This is a genomic window from Streptomyces sp. NPDC007896 (genome assembly GCF_042959425.1).
In the GTDB taxonomy this organism is placed as follows: Bacteria; Actinomycetota; Actinomycetes; order Streptomycetales; family Streptomycetaceae; genus Streptomyces.
In genome coordinates this window covers 76238-93804 of the sequence record NZ_JBIBKX010000011.1, presented here as the reverse complement: position 1 = coordinate 93804, position 17567 = coordinate 76238, and the positions used below count along the sequence as shown (strand labels likewise).

The window sequence follows — 17567 nt, the reverse complement described above, 5'->3', positions numbered from 1 at the left end:
GGTCAGCCGGTGGCGCTCAGCAGCGAGGCCTGTTCGGCGTACCCCACCTCGATGTGCCGTGCGCCGAAGGCCTTCTGGAGGAGGGGTCGGGCGGTGGTGGGGTCGTCGACGCCCACGAACACGAACCCGGCCTCGTCCACGCCGACTTCACGCAGGTCGAAGGTGCCGTTCCAGCGGGACATGTCCTCGGCGATCCGGTCGGCGAGGGCCTCCAGGTCGGTCCGGTTGGCATCGGTGTCGTGCAGCCGCACCGTGACGCCCTTCTCGGCGGCGCCGCAGAGGTCGGCGTCGAAGGAGGCGGACGGCATGCGGTACACGTCCGTGGCCCGGTCCTCCTCGTCGACCGACAGGCCCGTGTAGACGGCGGCGTAGCGGGCGGACTCCCCCATCCTGCTGACGTGGGCCAAGGTGCGGTCCAGCGGGGTGAAGTCCTCGGCGCCGAGTTCGGGAAGGCTCCCGGCCGGCCGCGTGCCGACGCAGGTGGCGGTGACGGGCGCGGTATGCGCGGGCTCGGCCTGTGCGACGGCGCTCGATCCCTGGAGCAGCGCTCCCAGCAGCACGACGGCACCGGTCACGGTGACACCGGTGGCCGTCCGACCCCTCACACGCTTCTTCATGCCCCTTTGACGCGGGGGGCGGCGAATCGGTTCAGTGCGTCGGGTCCTCACGCAGCACCAGGTCGAGGAGTCCGGGGAAGCGGGCCTCGAACTCCTCGCGTCGCAGGCGGTTGACGCGCTTGGGACCCTCGTCGCGCTGCTCCACCAGACCCGCCCCGCGCAGCACCGCGAAGTGGTGGCTGAGGGCCGCCTTGCCGACCGGCACATCGAAGCTGCCGCAACTGCGCGTCCACTCCGCCGAGTCGGCCAACTCCCTCACGAGGGTGACGCGTACGGGATCGGCGAGGGCGGCGAGGGCGGTCTGGACCGGAACGTCGTCGGGGTGGGTGTGTTCCGGGGCGGCTCTGTGACTCGCTCGTTGCGCCACGCCCGACTCCCCTCAGATCTTCCCCACCTTGCCGAGTGTTCGATGGAAACCATACACTCCCGACTGTTCGGTTTTCATTGAACAGTCGAGTCGACGAGCTCTCGCGAGGGGTGTGCCATGCGCGCGGTCGAGATCCAGGAGTACGGCGGTCCCGAGGTACTGAAGGTCGTGGAGGCGGAGGTGCCCGAGCCCGGTCCGGGGCAGGTGAGCATCGACGTGGCCTACACGGGTGTGAACTTCGCCGACCTCAAGGCACGGGCCGAGGGCTACCGGGTGCCCGCCCTGCCCTTCGTCCCCGGTCTGGAGGTCTCGGGCCGCGTCCGGGCCCTCGGCGCCGGGGTCACCGGCCTCGCCGTGGGGCAGGAGGTGGCCGCCCTGACGCAGGGCGGCGCGTACGCGGACGTCGTCGTGGCCGACGCGGTGACCGTCTTCCCGCTGCCGCCCGGTGTGGGCCTGCGCACGGGCGCGACCCTCCCCACCGTGCTGCCCACCGCGTACGCCCTGATCCATGCCGTGGGCCGGCTCCAGCCCGGCGAGACGGTGCTCGTGCAGGGCGCGGCGGGTGGGGTGGGCACGGTGCTGGGGCAGTTGGCGAGCGCGGCGGGGGCCGGGGCTGTCTACGGGGTGGTGTCGGGCGCGGCGAAGGCCGAGTACGCACGGGAGCACGGTTACGACGAGGTCTTCGTCACCTCCTCCGCCTCCTTCGCGAAGGAGGTGCGCGAGGCGACGGACGGTCGCGGGGTGGACCTGGCCCTCGACCCGGTCGGCGGCGAAACCCTGCGGGCCTCCCTCGCCGCCCTCGCCCCCTTCGGCCGCCTGGTCTCCTTCGGCAACGCGAGCGGGGCGCAGCCGTGGCAGGTGGGCGAGCCGGACCTCTACCCGCTGGCCCTGTCGGTCTCCGGCTTCTCCATCCTCACCCTGGCCCAGACGGCCCCGACCGAACTGCGCGCCCTCACCGAACGCGCCTTCCGGACGGTGGTCGACGCAGTGGTGTCCCTGCCGGTGACGGCGGAGTTCGCCCTGCCGGACGCGGCGGAGGCGCACCGGCTGATGGGGACGCGGACGAGCACGGGGAAACTGTTGTTGCGCGCCCACGGCACGGCCGGGGAGGCCGACATCGCGTGACGGCAACTCCTCAGGACTGTCGGTCCCCCTTCGAGGGACGGGATGAGGAGGCGAGAGGGAGACGCATGAGAACACGGATCAGGCTGACCCGGGACGGGGACGCGTTCGTCGCCCGCCTCACCCCGTCCAGGCGGGCGGCGATGTACGAGGCACTGAGCCACCTGCGTCACCGGGACGTCAGCGACCTGACCCTGACCGTGCTGCTCGGTACCGGCCGCGAGACGGTCGACGCGCTCATCGAGCGCCTCACCGGCGGGCCCAGGGAGTCATGCGACATCCGCTTCCGTGCGGAGGAACTGCACGCGGTGCACAGCGCGCTGACCGCCGCGCCGACCATGTTCGTCTCACGCGAGGGCGCGTTCCTCCAGGAGCCCTTCCACATCCGGCTGGGCTTCTACCGGGAAAACTTCGACGCCCTGGCGTACGGCATCGCCGAGGCGGCGTCCGAGGTGTGACGTGCGCTCAGCGGTTCCGTACTTTCGTCGACCCTCCGTAGACCATCGGCCGACTGCGGGGCGGACGGCCGCTTCCCAGACTGAAGTCCGCAGAACGGACACGGGGAGGCGCCATGCGGGGGATCACTCGGGCACGGTTCATGGGGATGGCCGCGGGGGCCGGGGGCGCGGTGGTGCTGCCGGTCGGGCGGGCCGGGGCTGCGGGGCGTCGGCCGGGGCTGACGTACCGGGGTGTGGTGTACGAGGTGACGGACGGGGAGACGCCGAGCACCGGGTGGAGCCCCGGGCGCATGCGGCGCGACCTGCGCGCCATCGCGCACGACCTGCACGCCGACTCCGTCAAGGTCACCGGCGACGGCGTCGAACGGCTCAGCGCCACCGCGGCCGAGGCGGCGGAGCTCGGTCTGAACGTCTGGCTGGAGCCGACCCTGGGCGATGTACCGGAACACGAGATCCTCGACCACCTCGCGCAGACGGGCCGGTTCGCCGAGCGGCTGCGGCGGCGGGGCGCGGGAGTGCATCTCAGTGTCGGCTGCGAGTTCGTGCTGTACGTGCCCGGGATCGTGCCCGGCGCCAACGCCCAGGAGCGCATCGAACATCTGCTCAAGGGCGACTTCGACCCCGTACTGATGGCACGGCGCCTGCACCGGTTCACGGCGAAGGCGGCGTCCGTGGGCAGGTCCGTCTTCCACGGGCGGCTGACGTACGCCGCCGCGCAGGACGAGGACGTCGACTGGGGCCTCTTCGACCTCGTCGGTGTCGACTACTACGGCTACTTCCGGGACCGGAACGCCTACGTCCGCGACCTCGCCGCGCTGCGGCGCTTCGGGAAGCCCGTCGCCGTCATGGAGTTCGGCTGCTGTACCTTCGAGGGCGCGCCGGAGAAGGGCGGCATGGGCTGGGACGTCGTGGACCACGGCAAGGAACCGCCGGAGATCAAGGGCGGTCTCGTCCGCAGTGAGCGCACCCAGGCCGCGTATCTGACGGACGTGCTGTCGGTGTTCGAGTCGATGGGCCTGTACTCGGCGATGGCGTACACCTTCGTCACCCCCGACGCCCCGCACCGCCCCCGCGACCCCCGCCACGACCTCGACATGGCGAGCTACGGGATCGTGAAGACGATCGAGGACCGCCACGGCGGACGGCACTGGGAGCCGAAGGAGTCCTTCCGCGCACTGGCCCGGCAGTACGCACGGGCCCGCGCACACACCTGCTGACGGTCGGGTCGGATCGGGGGCAGTTCAGGCCACCGTCCGCAGGCCGCCGTCCGCGGCCGCCGGCACCCCCCGCACGATCCGGTGCGCGCACAGGGCCGCGAGCAGCTCTCCCAGGAGGTCCGGGTCGTCGATCTCCAGGCCCAGGAGGGATTCGATGCGTTCCAGGCGCTGGTAGAGGGACTGGCGGCCGATGTGGAGCAGGGCCGCCGTGCGGGTGGGTGAGCAGCCGTGGCGGAGGTGGATCTCCAGGGTGCGGACGAGGTCGCTGGGGTGGGCGGCCTCCCAGGCCAGCAGGGGGCCCAGGGTGTGCTGGACCAGGCGGGCGAGGCGGTCGCGGTTGGCGTCCACACCGCCTCGGGTCAGCTCGCGTTCCAGGGTGAGGGCGCGGGAGGAGGTGACGACCGGGTCGCCGGTCGGGCCGGGTTCGGCGGACGACACGGTGAGCGCCAGTTCCAGGGTCGTCCGGGCCGCCCGCAGTGTCTCGCTCCAGCGCAGCCAGCCGCCGCCCGCGAGAACCGCGTGTCCGACCGCCACGGTCACCCCGGCCTCGGCGGCCGTCCGGAAGGCCTCCTGCACGGCCCGTACGACATCACGCCGCGCCGTCACCGTCCGTACGGCGTCGTCCGGCATCGCCACCAGCGCCAGTACGTCCCCCGGAAACGCGGCCCGCAGCACCGCGACCCCGCCCAGGGAGCGCGCCGCCCGGTCGACCACGCCCAGCTCGCGCGCCCCGTGCGCCGACACCCCGACCAGCCGCGCGCCCGGACCCGGATGGAACCCGGCGAGCGCCGCGCGTGCCTCCACCTCGGGCTGGTTGAGGGCCTGCCCGTCGGCGAGATCGGCGAGCAGGGCGGCGGTGTGGTCGCCGCCCCAGGGCCGTACGGACGCCGCCCGCCCCGACAGACCGCGCGCCACGATCGCCCGGTTCGCGGCCTCGGTGATGCGGACGAAGGGCACCACCCGGTGCAGGGCGAACAGCGGCAGACCGAGCCGCCGGGCCTCGTCGACGACCTCCTCCGGCATCCGCACCAGCGACCGCCCGACCTCCACCGCGAGGCCCGCCGCTCCGCGCGCGTCCAGCTCGCGGACGTAGCGCCGGCGGGTGTCCTCGTCCGCGTCGGTCAGCCCGAAGCCGTTGGTGAGGAGCAGTTCGCCGCCGTCGAGGAAGTTCGCCCCCTCGTACACCTCGCTCGAATGCACCCAGCGGACCGGGCGGTCCAGGGCGCCTTCGCCGGCGAGGAGTTCGGGCTCGCTGCCGCGGACGGGGTCGAGGGCCAGGATGTCGCGGAGGGTGAGTGCGGGCACGGGAACCTCCACAGGTGCTGACAGTCCGTCCGGGTGCGGGTTGCCGGGAGAGTACTTTCCGCACGTTGCCCTCGTGTTTCGGCCACAGGAGAGTGGAGTCATGGAGCGCATTGATCAGGCACGGGCACGGGTGTGGCTGTCGACCGCCGTCGCGGAGGCCCGCGCCGGGCTGGCGGAGGGCGGCATCCCCATCGGCGCCGCGCTGTACGGCGCGGACGGCACGCTTCTGGGCCGCGGACACAACCGGCGGGTCCAGGACGGCGACCCGTCCATGCACGCGGAGACCTCGGCGTTCCGCGCCGCGGGACGACAGCGTTCGTACCGCGGTACGACCATGGTGACGACCCTGTCGCCGTGCTGGTACTGCTCCGGCCTGGTACGCCAGTTCGGCATCTCGCGGGTCGTGGTGGGCGAGGCGGAGACCTTCCACGGCGGCCACGACTGGCTGGCCGAGCACGGCGTGGAGATCGTGCTCCTGGACGACCCCGAGTGCACCGCGCTGATGCGTGACTTCATCAAGGACAACCCGGCTCTGTGGAACGAGGACATTGGTGAGTAGCCTCCGTACCCCCCGCATCCCGACCATCGACCTGCGGCCCTGGCTGGACGGCGACCCCGACGCCCGTACCCGCATCGCCCGCACCGTCGACGAAGCCCTCCAGAGCGCCGGCTTCCTCCTCGTCACCGGACACGGTGTGGACCCGGCCCTGCGCACCCGCATCCGCGAGGCCGCCCGCGCCTTCTTCGCCCTCCCCACAGAGGTCAAGCAGCCGTACGCCGTCCAGGTCGGCGGGCGCGGCTGGCTCGGCCCGGGTGCCGAGGCCAACGGATATGCGGAAGGTACGCAGACGCCCCCCGACCTCAAGGAGTCGCTGACCTTCGCGACGCACGAGCCCTTCGAGGACCCGGAGACGAACGCGGAGTGGTACGCGCCCAACGTGTGGCCCGCCGAGGCCCCCGAGCTGCAAAAGCTCTGCGAGGAGTACCTGGCGGGGATGGGCGAGCTGGAGAACCACCTGCTGGCCCTCCTGGGGGAGGCCCTGGGACTGGAGCCGGACTTCTTCACCCGGCACATGGACCACCCGACGTACGGCTTCAACATCAACTGGTACCCGGGAACGGAGGTCGTCGGCGAGCCGGAGCCCGGCCAGTTCCGTATCGGCCCCCACACCGACTTCGGCACCGTCACCATCCTCGACCGCCAGGCCGGCAAGGGCGGGCTGCAGGTCTACACGGACGAGGGCGGCTGGGAGGACGCGCCCTTCGACCCGGCGGCGTTCACGATCAACATCGGTGACCTGATGGCCCGCTGGACGGGTGACCGGTGGCGCTCGGGCCGGCACCGGGTGCTGCCCCCGCCCGCCGACGCGCCGGCCGAGGAGCTGATGTCGCTGGTCTACTTCGGCGAGTGCACGCCGGGGACGGTGGTGGAGTCGGTCCCCGCGCCGGTGGGCCGCGTCGCGTATCCGCCCGTCGACTCCCATGTTTATCTGCGCGAAAAGCTGGATTCGATCACCGTGGGATAGCTGAATGAAAGGGCGCGGAAAAATTTCGTAACCAAACGGACATCCCATGCCCTAGTCCGAATCAACTCCCCCTTTTTACACTGGTGTTGATAGACCTCACAGCAGCACAGAGCAGGACCGGACCGCGCCAGGGGGAGATGCGGTGCACAGAGGGCTGCACGGACGCGGAGCGCTGTTCGACACCGATCCGCCCGGTCTTGCACCACGGCTCGTCGGCCTGCGCCCGTACCAGCTGCGCTCGAACCCGTACGAACACCCGAAGGAACTGCCCTTCGTGGTGTTCGCGGGCGGGCGGGGGCTCGGCAAGAGCGCCGTACTGCGGGAGCTGCGCGACGCGTACCGCGGACACACACCGGTCGCGCTGGTCGACGGCGAGGAACGGCAGTTCGCCGGGCCGCCCGCCGAGCGGCCCGCGGAGTCCTGGTCGCCGGTGGGACAGGCGCTCACCACCATCGCCGAGCAGCTCGCGGAGCCGGTGACCGGCGCCGGGCGGATCGGTTTTCCGCGCCTGACGTCCGGGCTGCTGGCCGTCGCGGCGGGCGGCTGGAGCGACCGTGACGTGCCCCGCATCCGGCAGGAGGCGGAGCGGATCCTGCTGCTGAACGAGACCGGCTCATGGCTCTCGGGGTTCGCGGGCCGCTGGGTGAGCAAGGTCGTCTCCAAGCTCATCGCCTCGCTCAGCGGTACGGGTCCCGTGATCGCGCCGATCATCGAAGCCACCCTGGAAGCGTTCGCCGAGGGGATCGGCCCCGCTCCCCGCCGGCTGCGCAGGGCCGCCACCTGGTACCGCGACTATCCGAACGCGGGCGGCAATCCCAAGCTCGGCCTGATCCTGCTCTCCTCGCACTTCCGCGCGGGCGGCGACTCCCGCACCCACGCCGAGCGCTATCTCGTACGGGCCCTGCTGGCCGACCTCGACGACGCGTACGCGGGGGTCATGCAGCGCTCGCACCGGCTGGGCCGCCCGGTCGTGCTGATCGACAACGTGCAGGAACGGGCGGGCCTCGGCCTGATGGAACCGGTGCTGCGCGACCGCGCCGACGGCATCGCCGACCACGTCGTCTTCTTCGCCGCCCTGCGCGGCTACAGCCATGGAGCACTGCGCAACGCGAGCCGCCGCACCCTCCCCGAGGTCGCCCGGAACACCAACTGGGAGCCGGGCACCTCGCCGTCCTCGCGGGCATTGCTCGTCGCGCTGCCGCCGCTGACCCCGGACGACACCCTGCACCTCGTGGGCGGCGTCTCGCAGGGCCTCGCGCTCCCCCCTCAACTCCCGCACGCCACCCATCGGCTGTCCGGCGGCAGCCCGCTCGGCGTCACCCTCCTCGCGGAGTCCGCCCGCCAGAACCTGCCCCAAGGAGCCAAGTCCCTGGGCGAGTTGCTCACCTCCGACGTCGCCGTCCACGAGGACAACGACGGCCGGCCCACCTATCAGGAGCTGCTCGACCGGCTCGTACCCGGTGGCCGGCTCGACGAGCTGACCGTGCTCGCCGCGGCCCACGACCGCGACTCGGCCTGCGCGCTCGCGGAGGTCCAGCTCTCCGACGACTTCGGCGCGTCGGGGGTCCTCGCGCTGGAGGAGCGGCTCACGGAGGAGGGCTGGACGAGCGCCGCCGGGCAGTTCGTGGGCGATCCGTTCCTGCGCGCGCTGCTCCTGCTGCGGCTGCACCACGACGACCCCGACCACGCACGCTGGCGGTCCGTGCACCGCACCCTCATCGACCACTACGGCGACGGGGACCAGCCGGACAGCGCGCGCTGTCGACTGCACCACGAACTCGCCCTCGGCAAGGCCGACTTCGCGGTGGCGCACCTGCGCGACACCTTCCCGCGCACCGACACCGCGTCCTGGCTGTCCTCGCTCGTCTTCATCGCGTCCGCGCCCTACTACCACGCACACGATCCGGACGGCCGCGACTTCGGCGGCCACGGCGGTCACGACGACCGGGCGGCCGTCGCGCTCGGCCGCACCGACGCCGCCCAGCAGCCGCCGGACAGCGTGGACGCCGTACTGCACTTACGGGTACGACGCCTGCTGCACGCGGTCTGGCAGCTGACCGATCCGCTGGTGCTGCCGGACCCGAAGGTGTCCGACCGGCTCCGTTTCGAGCTGGAGCAGCTGTCGAACCTGCGGCCCGCGGGCAACCCGCTGCTGTGGCGGGCCTCGCGGGAGTGGCCGTCGGACGCCCTCGCCGGCCGCCCCCTGCGCATCCCTGGTGACGACGACGAGAACGGGAACGGGGACCTGTGATGGCGCGCTTGTGGACCTGGCTGCGCGAGGACGTCTGGGAGATTCGTTTCCGCAGGTATGTCGCGCTGACCCTCGCGGCAGTACTGGCGGGCCTCGGCATCTGGGGCGGTATGACGGCCACCAAGGAGAATCTTTCCTGCGCGCCCGGCGTCGTCCAGCCGAAGGGCAGCGACGAGTGCGTGGGCGTCTCGTGGACGACGTACGCCTTCGGGCGTCCGCAGTTCGCCGACACCGTACGGGCCATCCACCGCGAGAACGCCCGTCTGGCGCCCGGCAGTTACGTCACCGTCGCGCTCCTGGAACCCTTCACCGCCACCGACGCCGACAACCTGGGCGATGTGCTGCACGAGCTCCAGGGCGCCTATCTGGCCCAGTACCAGGCCAACCACGACACCACCGGCCTGAAGCCGAAGATCCGCCTGGTGCTGGCCAACCCCGGCTCCACCGGCACGTACTGGCAGCACACGGTCGACCAGCTGGCGGGCATGACGGGAGGCTCCGACCGGCTGCGCGCGGTGACCGGGGTCGGTCTGAGCACCGACAACAACAAGAAGGCCGTCAAGGAGCTCACCAGCCGGGGCATCCCGGTGATAGGGAGTTCGATCACCGCCGACGACCTGGCCAACGGGCAGGACGGCAAGGACCCGTTCCCCGGGCTCGCCCGTGTCTCCCCCACCAACACCGACGAGGCCCGCGCCCTCGCCTCCTTCGCCAAGGTCTCCGCTGCCAACGCCTTCCTCGTCTACGACCGCACCGGCGACCCGTACACGCGCACGCTCCAGGCGTCCTTCGAGAAGATGCTCAAGGGCGCGCGCTACGAGGCCCAGCCGTTCACGCCGCCCGCAGACCGCAGCAAGGAGGGCAGCACCTCCAACGTCTTCATGCAGATCACCAACATCCTCTGCAACACGCCGACCACCACGAACACCATCCTGTTCGCGGGGCGCCACACCCAGCTGCGGCAGTTCATCAACATGCTGGGCCAGCGCGGCTGCCACGACCGCCGGTTCACCGTGCTCACCGGCGACGAGGGCTCCTACCTCGCCGGGGACAAGGACCTCGACCCGGCCGCCCTCAAGGACCCGCTGCTGACCGTCCGCTACACGTCCCTGGCCCACCCGGACGCCTGGCTGAAGGACACCGCGAAGACGGGCGGCAGCGCGGCCGACGCGAAGGTGTTGCAGTCGCTTCTGGGGAGTGCCGGGAAGGAGCCGGTCGGGCCCGTCGGGCCGATCGCCCTGGACGACGGCCAGCTGATCATCGCGTACGACGCCATGCGGCTCGCCGTGCGCGGCATCCGCGGGGCGTCGCCGACGGGGAAGATCCCGGCCCTCGCGGACGTCGGGCTCCAGTGGCCGCAGGTCAAGGGCAAGGAGCTGCGGGTGAACGGGGCGAGCGGGTGGATCTGTCTGGACGCCCACGGCAATCCGTACGACAAGGCGGTGCCGATCGTGCAGCTGACGCCCGAGTCCCGGGCTCGCTTCGTGAAGATCGCGTGGCCTGAAGGGAAGCCGCCGACGGAGTGTCTGCCGCCGGCTTGACGGGGGGCGCCGTTGGAGTTCCGTGGTCGGGCGGGTGCGGGTCGTGTGTGGCTGGTCGCGCCCACGCGGCGAAGCCGCACAATGTCACAGCCCCGCGCCCCTACGGGGCGCTCGCCAGTCTCTCGAAGCGCAGGCGCCAGCCCGGGTCCTCGTCCCTTGGGGACTCGTGGGTGAAGCGGACCGTCGTGCCTGTGGGGCGGGCCGGTTCCAGGTGGAAGCGGATGCGGCCCCGCCCCTCGACCGTGTACTCGGCGATCCGCTCGACGTCCCACGCCGTGATCCGGCCGCTGCCGATCCCGCGGAGCGTGACCGCGCCGCCGAGTCGCGGTTCGAAGACCTCGGCCTCGGCCAGCCACGCCCTCAGGCCCTCGGGTGTGGCCACCGCCTTCCAGACGTTCTCCACAGGCTGGGGAAAACGCAGCAGGTAGTGCAGGACGCGGGTGCCGTCCTCCCGGGTCTCGGTGGCGCCCTCTTCGATGGCTCGGGTCATGACACCAGCGTGGCCCGGGAGAGGCCGTTCCGCACGCGCCGAAGGCTAGACGCCCGCGTAGGAGTGCTTGCCGGAGACGAAGATGTTGACTCCGTAGTAGTTGAAGAGGAAGCAGGCGAAGGCGATCAGGGCGATGTACGCGGCCTTGCGGCCCTTCCAGCCGGCCGTGGCGCGGGCGTGGAGGTAGCAGGCGTAGGCGACCCAGGTGATGAACGCCCAGGTCTCCTTGGGGTCCCAGCCCCAGTAGCGGCCCCACGCGTCGCCCGCCCAGATGGCGCCCGCGATGATCGTGAAGGTCCACAGCGGGAAGACGGCGGCGTTGACGCGGTAGGAGAACTTGTCGAGGGAGGCCGAGGAGGGCAGCCGCTCCATGACGGAGGTGGCGAAGCGGCCCGGCTGGCCGCCGGTGGCGAGCTTGTTCTCGTACGAGTCCTTGAAGAGGTACATCAGGGTGCCGACCGCGCCCACGTAGAAGACGGCGCCGCAGAAGATCGCGGTCGAGACGTGGATGTACAGCCAGTACGAGTGGAGCGCGGGCACCAGCTGGTCGCTCGCCGTGTAGAGCACGGTGACCGCGAGGCCGAGGTCGAGGAGGACCGTGGTGACCAGGGGCAGACCCAGCCAGCGGATGTTCTTCTTCAGCGCCAGCATCGCCAGGTACACGGCGACGGCGACCGTGGAGAAGGTGATGTTGAACTCGTACATGTTGCCCCACGGCGCCCGCTGCACCGACAGCGCGCGGGCGACGACACCGGCCGCCTCGACGGCCCAGGCGAGCACGGTGAGGGACACCGCGATCCGGCCGTAGAGGTCGCCCTGCTCGTCCCCGCCGTGTGCGCCGGGCCCGTCGGGCACGTCACGGGCGCCGGCCGCCGACCGGGTGACGACCTTCGGCCGCTCCAGGACGGCCGTACCGCCCGCCGACTGCACGGTGACCGCGGGGGCCTCCGCCTTCTCGGCGGTGGTGAGCGCGGCGGCCGTACGGGCGACCTTGCTGCGGCTGCCGAAGATCCACTCGGCGATGTACGCGAAGAAGGCCAGGGTGTAGACGGCCATCGCGGAGTAGATCAGCGTGTTGCTGATGTTGGCGAGGTGTTCGTTGGTGGCCGTGGCCAGATCGGTCACGGCACCCAGGTCGGTTGCGGTGGCGAGAGTCACTTCTCAGCCCCTTCGGCGGCAGGTACGGAGGGTTCGGCGTCGGGGTCGGTTTCGACTGCGGCTTCGTCTGTGTCGGGCTGGGTGGGCGCCTGGTCGTGCACAAGGGCGGCCAGGTCCCCCAGTTCTTCGGGGAGCTTCGCGGACTCGCTGCGGCCGAGGCCCGCCATCTCGACGACGGTGACGCCGTCGGCCCCGGTGGTCGCCCGCACCCACACGCGGCGACGCTGGATGAAGAGCGAACCGGCGAGCCCGAAGATCGCGGTGAAGGCACCGATCAGCGCCCAGTCACTGCCGGGCTGCTGGGTGACCTGGAAGTTCGCCCACTCCTTGATGCCCTTGTCGAAGGTGATGGAGCCGGCGCCGTTCGGCAGCTTCATCGTCTCGCCGGGCAGCAGGCGCGCCTTGACGATGTTGCCCTTCTCGTCCTTGAACTGCTTCATCTTCGAGGTGTCGAGCTGGTACACGTTCTGCGGGATGCCCGCGTCGACACCCAGGCTGCCGTGGTACCCGGACAGCGCGAGCACGGGGAAGTCGAGCGCGGGGAACTGGGAGAACATGTCGCCCTTGCCCGCACCCGCGAAGGTCGGCACGAAGAAGGCGGAGAAACCGAGCTGTTCGGTCGTCCCCTGCGCGTTCTTGTAGCCGTCCATGACCTTGATCGCGCCCTGCGAGGTGACGTTCGAGTCGAGCGGCAGCATCGGCACGGCGTCGTGGTAGACGACGTTGCCCTTGCCGTCCCGGACGGTGACGACCGGCGCGTAACCGTGGGCGGTGAGATAGACCTTCGAGTCGCCGATCCTCAGCGGCTCGTTGACCTTGACGGTGGTCTTCTTCTCCTTGCCGTACGCGCCGATGCTGTAGGTGATGGCCGCCTGGTACGTGCGGGGGGTGCCCTTGTTGGGGCCGGTCCGCTCGTAGGTGCCGGTGAACTTCTTGAGGTTGAAGCTGAACGGCGTGAGGTCGTCGGTGCTGAAGAGGTTGCCGGACTTGAAGTCGTCGTACTGCGAGATCGTGTTGGAGAACCCGTCGCCCTCGACGATCAGCTTGTTGCCCTCGGACTTGAAGAGCTGGCCCCAGGCGAAGGCGACCAGCATCACGATCAGCGCGATGTGGAAGAGCAGGTTGCCGGTCTCGCGGAGGTAGCCCTTCTCGGCGGCGACGGCGTCCTTCTCGATGTGCGCCCGGAAGCGTCGCTGCTTGAGGATCTTGAGGGCGGCCTCGCGGACCTGCTCCGGCTCGGCCCCGGTGCGCCAGGTCGCGTACGCGGGCAGCCGGTTCAGCCGCTTGGGGGCGCCCGGCGGACGGCCGCGCAGCTGCCCGACGAACTGCCAGGTGCGCGGCACGATGCAGCCGATGAGCGAGACGAACAGCAGGATGTAGATCGCGGAGAACCACACCGAGCTGTAGACGTGGAACAGGCCGAGCTTGTCGTAGACGGGCCCGAGGATGCTGTGCGCGTCCTTGAAGTCCGCCACCTTCTGGGCGTCGGTCCCGGACTGCGGGATCAGCGAGCCGGGGATCGCCCCGAGCGACAGCAGGAAGAGCAGGATCAGGGCGACCCGCATCGACGTCAGCTGCCGCCAGAACCAGCGGGCCCAGCCGACGACCTCACGGCCGGTCCAGGTCAGCCCGCCCAGGGCGCCGGGCGCGCGGGACCCGCCGAAGGAGCCGGGCACGGCCGTGTCGACCGGCGCGGTGGACAGCTGGGATCCGGCTTCGCCGAGTTCGCCGTCGGCGCTCACCCCGATGTGCCGCTTGGCGGCCGCCGGGTCCTTCGTCCTGCCCGTGCCGGTGTCGGTGTCGGTCGTGCTCATCGATCAGATCCCTACCGTGAAGCCGTTGGACCAGGTCTGCATCTGCTGCACGATGCTGTCCCAGGCACCGGTGAGCAGGAGCAGGCCGGTCGCGATCATCATGCCGCCGCCGATCCGCATCACCCACGCGTAGTGCCGCTTGACCCAGGCGAAGGCGCCGAGCGCCTTGCGGAAGGCGACGGCGGCGAGGACGAAGGGCACTCCAAGACCGACGCAGTACGCGACGGTCAGTATGGCGCCGCGGCCCGCGCTCGCCTGGTTCATGGAGAGAAAATTGATGGAGGAGAGCGTCGGTCCCAGGCAGGGCGTCCAGCCGATGCCGAAGAGCGCGCCGAGTATCGGAGCACCGACCAGGCCGGTCACCGGCCGCTTGTGGAAGCGGAACTCGCGCTGCGTGAGCCAGGGCATCATCCCCATGAAGAACACGCCCATCGCGATCATCAGTACGCCGAGGATCTTGCTGAGCGTGCTCTGGTACTCCTGGAGGGTCGACCCGAAGTAGCCGAACAGCGCCCCGCCGGAGACGAACACGGCGGTGAAGCCCACCACGAACAGGCTGGCGCCCGCAACCATCCGCCCCCGTCTGGCCTCCGCCAGATCCGTGCCGGTGACACCGGTCACGTACGACAGATAGCCGGGGACGAGCGGCAGCACGCACGGCGAGAAGAAGGAGACGAGCCCGCCGAGGACGGCGATCGGCAGGGCGAGCACCAGGGCACCGCTGACGACGGTGTCGGACGACGCGGCGAGGTTCGTGGACGCGGCGAGAAGGGACACGTCGGTCACTTCTCCGCGAGGACGGGGTCGAGCATCTCGCGGAGCTTGTCCTCGCTGAGGGCCTGCAGCGTACGGGCCGCGACCTTCCCGTCCCGGTCGATGACGATCGTGGAGGGGATCGTCTGCAGGTTCAGCGTGCCCTTCTTGAAGCGGAGCAGCAGCTTGCCCGTGGGGTCGTAGAGGCTGGGGAAGTTGACGCCGTGCTGCTTCTCGAACGCCTGGGCCAGACTGACGTTGGCGTCACGGGTGTTGATGCCGACGAACTGCACGCCCTGCGCCGCGGTGTCCTTGGCGACCTTGGCGAAGTTCGGGGCTTCGGCACGGCACGGCGGGCACCAGGAGCCCCACACGTTCAGGACGACGACCTTGCCCTTGTAGTCCTTGACGTCGAGCTGCTTGCCGTCCACGGTCGGGCCGGAGAGGTCGGGGGCCTCGACCCGGGAACCCTTGGCGACGGTCGAGATGCCGTCCTTGCCCGCCACGAAGTTGCTGTTGCCCGAGCCCCCGGACGTCCCGCCCGAACCGCACGCGGACAGGACAAGCGCGGCGACGGCGGCCCCGGTGGTGAGCAGGGCGGCGCGGCTACGGGTGCGGTTCGAGCGCTGTTCGGCGCGGCAGGCGGCACTCATGTGAAAAGTTTCGCATGCCCGATTCGAGGATCTTCCGCACCCCCCTCGCGGGCGGAAAACACCATTTCAGGCGGTGTCCCCGGACCCCTTGGAAGTACCCGTCCCAGTACCCGTCCCAGTACCGGTACCAGCCCCCTTGCCGGTGTCGCCGAGGAACGTCTTCCAGCCACCCGCGGGCCGCTGTCCCACGTCCAACGTCCGCAGCTTGGCCAGGATCTCGGGCTTCTGTACGTCCATCCAGTCCACGTACTGCCGGAAGGAGACGAGGCGGACGTCCTCGCCCTTCTCCTTCTCCCGGGCGATGTGCTTGAAGGCGTACTCGACGGCGTCCATGTAGATGCCGCCGTTCCAGTGCTCGAAGTGGTTGCCGATGAAGAAGGGCGCCCGGTTGCTCTCGTAGGCCCGCCGGAATCCGGCGACGTACGCCTCGCCCGCCTGCTGCCGCCACGCCGGGTAGTTGTGCGCGGGCGCCTTCGTCGAGTTGATCGACTGGTTGGCCAGCATGTTGTAGTCCATGGACAGCACCTCGAAGCTGCGCCCCGGGAAGGGGATCGCCTGGAGGGGCAGGTCCCACAGTCCGTGCCGCTTCTGCGGCCAGACCTGGCGGCCGCCGGGCGAGGAGGCGTCGTAGCGCCAGCCGAGCTCCTTGGCGGTGGGCAGCAGGTTGTTCTGGCCGAGCAGACAGGGGGTGCGCCCACCGACGAGTTCCTTCTCGTAGTCGAAGGGCAGCGAGGGCAGATCGGTCCAGCCCGTGTTGGTCCGCCACTCCTTGACGAAGGACTTGGCCTGGTCGATCTCACTGCGCCACTGCGCCGGCGTCCAGTTGCCGACGGTGCCGTGGCCGGAGCAGAAGTGGCCGTTGAAGTGCGTGCCTATCTCGTGGCCGTCGAGCCAGGCCTGCCGGACGAGCCCGAGCGTCGACTTGACGTGGTCGTCGGAGAGATAGCCGATGTCGGAGGCGCCCCGTGGGTTGTTCGGCGGCAGGTACTTGCGCTTCTTCGACTCGGGCAGGAGGTACAGCCCGGAGAGGAAGAAGGTCATGTGCGCCTCGTGCTCGCGGGCGAGCCCGAGGAAGCGGGAGAAGAGACCGGTCCCGACCTCACCCGCGCCGTCCCAGGAGAAGACCACGAACTGCGGAGGGGTCTGACCGGGCTCCAGAGGAACCGGCTTCGCGGGCTGGTGCGGCTGTTTGCCCGTGAAGGAGGTGGAGCCGTCGCCTATCGGGCGGCCGGGGTTCGAGGAGGCGCTGGACTCGCCCGACGGACCGGGCTTGCCCGACCGGGAACCACCGCCCCCGCCCTGACCGTCCTGTTGGTCGGTGCCGCACGCCGCGAGTCCCATCGCCGCCGCGGCACCCGCCCCGAGGCCGATCATTCCCCGCCGGCTGATGTCCCGCATTCGGTCCCCATCTCATCGCGCCCTCTCAGCTGGCTCCCAGCTGACACACAATGAGAGGGCACGACAAGCAGATAGGTTCCTTCGCACGCGCAACATTGATCATATTTTACGAAGAACAACTCGGGTAACGACGAATACGAACACTTTGCGCCAAGGTGTACGGAAATCGGCGCTCTACGCCCCGAACGCCTTGCCCTTCCCCTTCACCGGCTTGGCGCCCGCGAGGAGATGGGCGGGGACGAGATCCCTGGCGGGCTCGCTGTACCCCACGGACACGATCTTGTCGCCGCGGTAGGTGAAGGTCGTCAGGGACGCCAGCGTGCACTGCCGCTTGCGCGGGTCGTGCCACAACCGCCGCTTCTCCACGAAGGACCGCACGATCCAGATCGGCAACTGGTGGCTGACCAGCACCGCTTCATGCCCGCGGGCCGCGTCCTTGGCGGCGTCCAGCGCCCCCATCATCCGTACGACCTGATCGACGTACGGCTCGCCCCAGGACGGCTTGAACGGGTTGACGAGGTGCTTCCAGTTCTCGGGCCGCCGCAGCGCCCCGTCCCCCACGCCGAAGGTCTTCCCCTGGAACACGTTCTCGGCCTCGATCAGCCGCCCGTCGGTGTCGAGGTCGAGCCCGTGCGCCTTCGCGATGGGCGTCGCGGTCTCCTGCGCCCGCTCCAGCGGCGAGGCGACGACATGCGTGACGTCCCGCGGCGCCAGGTGCTCGGCGACCCGCTCGGCCATCTGCCGCCCGAGCTCGGACAGGTGGTAGCCGGGCAGCCGCCCGTAGAGCACCCCGTCCGGGTTGGCGACCTCGCCGTGCCGCATGAGATGCACGACCGTGATGTCCTGATTCCGGCCCTGCGTCTGATCCTGCGTCTGATCCCGCATCTGACCCTGCGT

Annotated in this window: 17 protein-coding genes; 7 read left to right on the top strand and 10 right to left on the bottom strand. The window is 70.5% G+C overall.

All coding sequences use genetic code 11. The features are described 5' to 3' along the window. Positions 1–2: 2 nt before the first annotated feature. Both ACFZDJ_RS31880 and ACFZDJ_RS31875 read right to left on the bottom strand, forming a co-directional pair. Positions 3–605, bottom strand: a complete 603-nt coding sequence (locus ACFZDJ_RS31880) for a hypothetical protein (RefSeq protein WP_391063991.1) — start codon at positions 603–605, stop codon at positions 3–5. A gap of 43 nt (positions 606–648) precedes the next feature. Further along, positions 649–984, bottom strand: coding sequence for a helix-turn-helix transcriptional regulator (locus ACFZDJ_RS31875; RefSeq protein WP_168510123.1), 336 nt, complete (start codon positions 982–984; stop codon positions 649–651). Positions 985–1101: 117 nt separating this feature from the next. Between ACFZDJ_RS31875 and ACFZDJ_RS31870 the strand changes: the two genes are divergently transcribed. From ACFZDJ_RS31870 to ACFZDJ_RS31860, 3 genes are all read left to right on the top strand, one after another. Further along, positions 1102–2109, top strand: a complete 1008-nt coding sequence (locus tag ACFZDJ_RS31870; protein ID WP_391063988.1) for a zinc-binding dehydrogenase — start codon at positions 1102–1104, stop codon at positions 2107–2109. A 65-nt stretch (positions 2110–2174) separates the two neighbouring features. Next, on the top strand, positions 2175–2564 hold the full coding sequence (locus ACFZDJ_RS31865) for a hypothetical protein (RefSeq protein WP_391063985.1): 390 nt from the start codon (positions 2175–2177) through the stop codon (positions 2562–2564). Between the two features lie 113 nt (positions 2565–2677). Further along, complete coding sequence (locus tag ACFZDJ_RS31860) at positions 2678–3781, top strand: abortive phage infection protein (protein ID WP_391063982.1); 1104 nt, start codon at positions 2678–2680, stop codon at positions 3779–3781. Between the two features lie 24 nt (positions 3782–3805). Here the strand turns inward: ACFZDJ_RS31860 and ACFZDJ_RS31855 are convergent, their stop codons facing one another. Further along, the gene (locus tag ACFZDJ_RS31855) at positions 3806–5086 is read right to left on the bottom strand and encodes a PucR family transcriptional regulator (protein WP_384907195.1); all 1281 of its coding nucleotides are present in this window, start codon (positions 5084–5086) and stop codon (positions 3806–3808) included. A gap of 100 nt (positions 5087–5186) precedes the next feature. Here ACFZDJ_RS31855 and ACFZDJ_RS31850 point away from each other — a divergent pair, with 100 nt between their 5' ends. From ACFZDJ_RS31850 to ACFZDJ_RS31835, 4 genes are all read left to right on the top strand, one after another. Next, complete coding sequence (locus ACFZDJ_RS31850) at positions 5187–5645, top strand: nucleoside deaminase (protein ID WP_168494448.1); 459 nt, start codon at positions 5187–5189, stop codon at positions 5643–5645. After that, positions 5638–6612, top strand: a complete 975-nt coding sequence (locus tag ACFZDJ_RS31845; RefSeq protein ID WP_390934875.1) for a 2-oxoglutarate and iron-dependent oxygenase domain-containing protein — start codon at positions 5638–5640, stop codon at positions 6610–6612. The genes ACFZDJ_RS31850 and ACFZDJ_RS31845 overlap by 8 nt, the downstream gene beginning before the upstream one ends. 142 nt (positions 6613–6754) lie before the next feature. Further along, on the top strand, positions 6755–8863 hold the full coding sequence (locus ACFZDJ_RS31840) for a hypothetical protein (protein WP_391063978.1): 2109 nt from the start codon (positions 6755–6757) through the stop codon (positions 8861–8863). Then, on the top strand, positions 8863–10404 hold the full coding sequence (locus tag ACFZDJ_RS31835) for an ABC transporter substrate-binding protein (protein ID WP_391063976.1): 1542 nt from the start codon (positions 8863–8865) through the stop codon (positions 10402–10404). Before ACFZDJ_RS31840 ends, ACFZDJ_RS31835 begins: the two co-directional genes overlap by 1 nt. Positions 10405–10504: 100 nt before the next feature. On the opposite strand, the gene ACFZDJ_RS31830 is transcribed toward ACFZDJ_RS31835, so the two are convergent. From ACFZDJ_RS31830 to ACFZDJ_RS31800, 7 genes are all read right to left on the bottom strand, one after another. After that, positions 10505–10894 carry an SRPBCC domain-containing protein gene (locus tag ACFZDJ_RS31830; RefSeq protein ID WP_390934872.1) on the bottom strand — a complete coding sequence of 130 codons (390 nt, stop codon included), beginning with the start codon at positions 10892–10894 and terminating at the stop codon, positions 10505–10507. 45 nt (positions 10895–10939) lie between these two features. Then, on the bottom strand, positions 10940–12052 hold the full coding sequence (gene ccsB / locus ACFZDJ_RS31825; protein ID WP_391063974.1) for a c-type cytochrome biogenesis protein CcsB: 1113 nt from the start codon (positions 12050–12052) through the stop codon (positions 10940–10942). Beyond that, positions 12049–13866 carry a cytochrome c biogenesis protein ResB gene (locus tag ACFZDJ_RS31820; RefSeq protein ID WP_391063971.1) on the bottom strand — a complete coding sequence of 606 codons (1818 nt, stop codon included), beginning with the start codon at positions 13864–13866 and terminating at the stop codon, positions 12049–12051. The genes ccsB and ACFZDJ_RS31820 overlap by 4 nt, the downstream gene beginning before the upstream one ends. Before the next feature lie 3 nt (positions 13867–13869). Then, entirely contained in the window at positions 13870–14652 is a 783-nt protein-coding gene (locus tag ACFZDJ_RS31815; protein WP_168494436.1) for a cytochrome c biogenesis CcdA family protein, read from the bottom strand. After that, positions 14649–15272, bottom strand: a complete 624-nt coding sequence (locus ACFZDJ_RS31810) for a TlpA disulfide reductase family protein (protein WP_101400006.1) — start codon at positions 15270–15272, stop codon at positions 14649–14651. Before ACFZDJ_RS31810 ends, ACFZDJ_RS31815 begins: the two co-directional genes overlap by 4 nt. A gap of 66 nt (positions 15273–15338) precedes the next feature. Beyond that, on the bottom strand, positions 15339–16670 hold the full coding sequence (locus ACFZDJ_RS31805) for a hypothetical protein (protein WP_390934870.1): 1332 nt from the start codon (positions 16668–16670) through the stop codon (positions 15339–15341). A 174-nt stretch (positions 16671–16844) separates the two neighbouring features. Further along, a complete protein-coding gene (locus tag ACFZDJ_RS31800) occupies positions 16845–17555 on the bottom strand; it encodes a histidine phosphatase family protein (protein ID WP_391064341.1) in 711 nt (236 codons plus the stop codon). Positions 17556–17567: the final 12 nt, after the last annotated feature.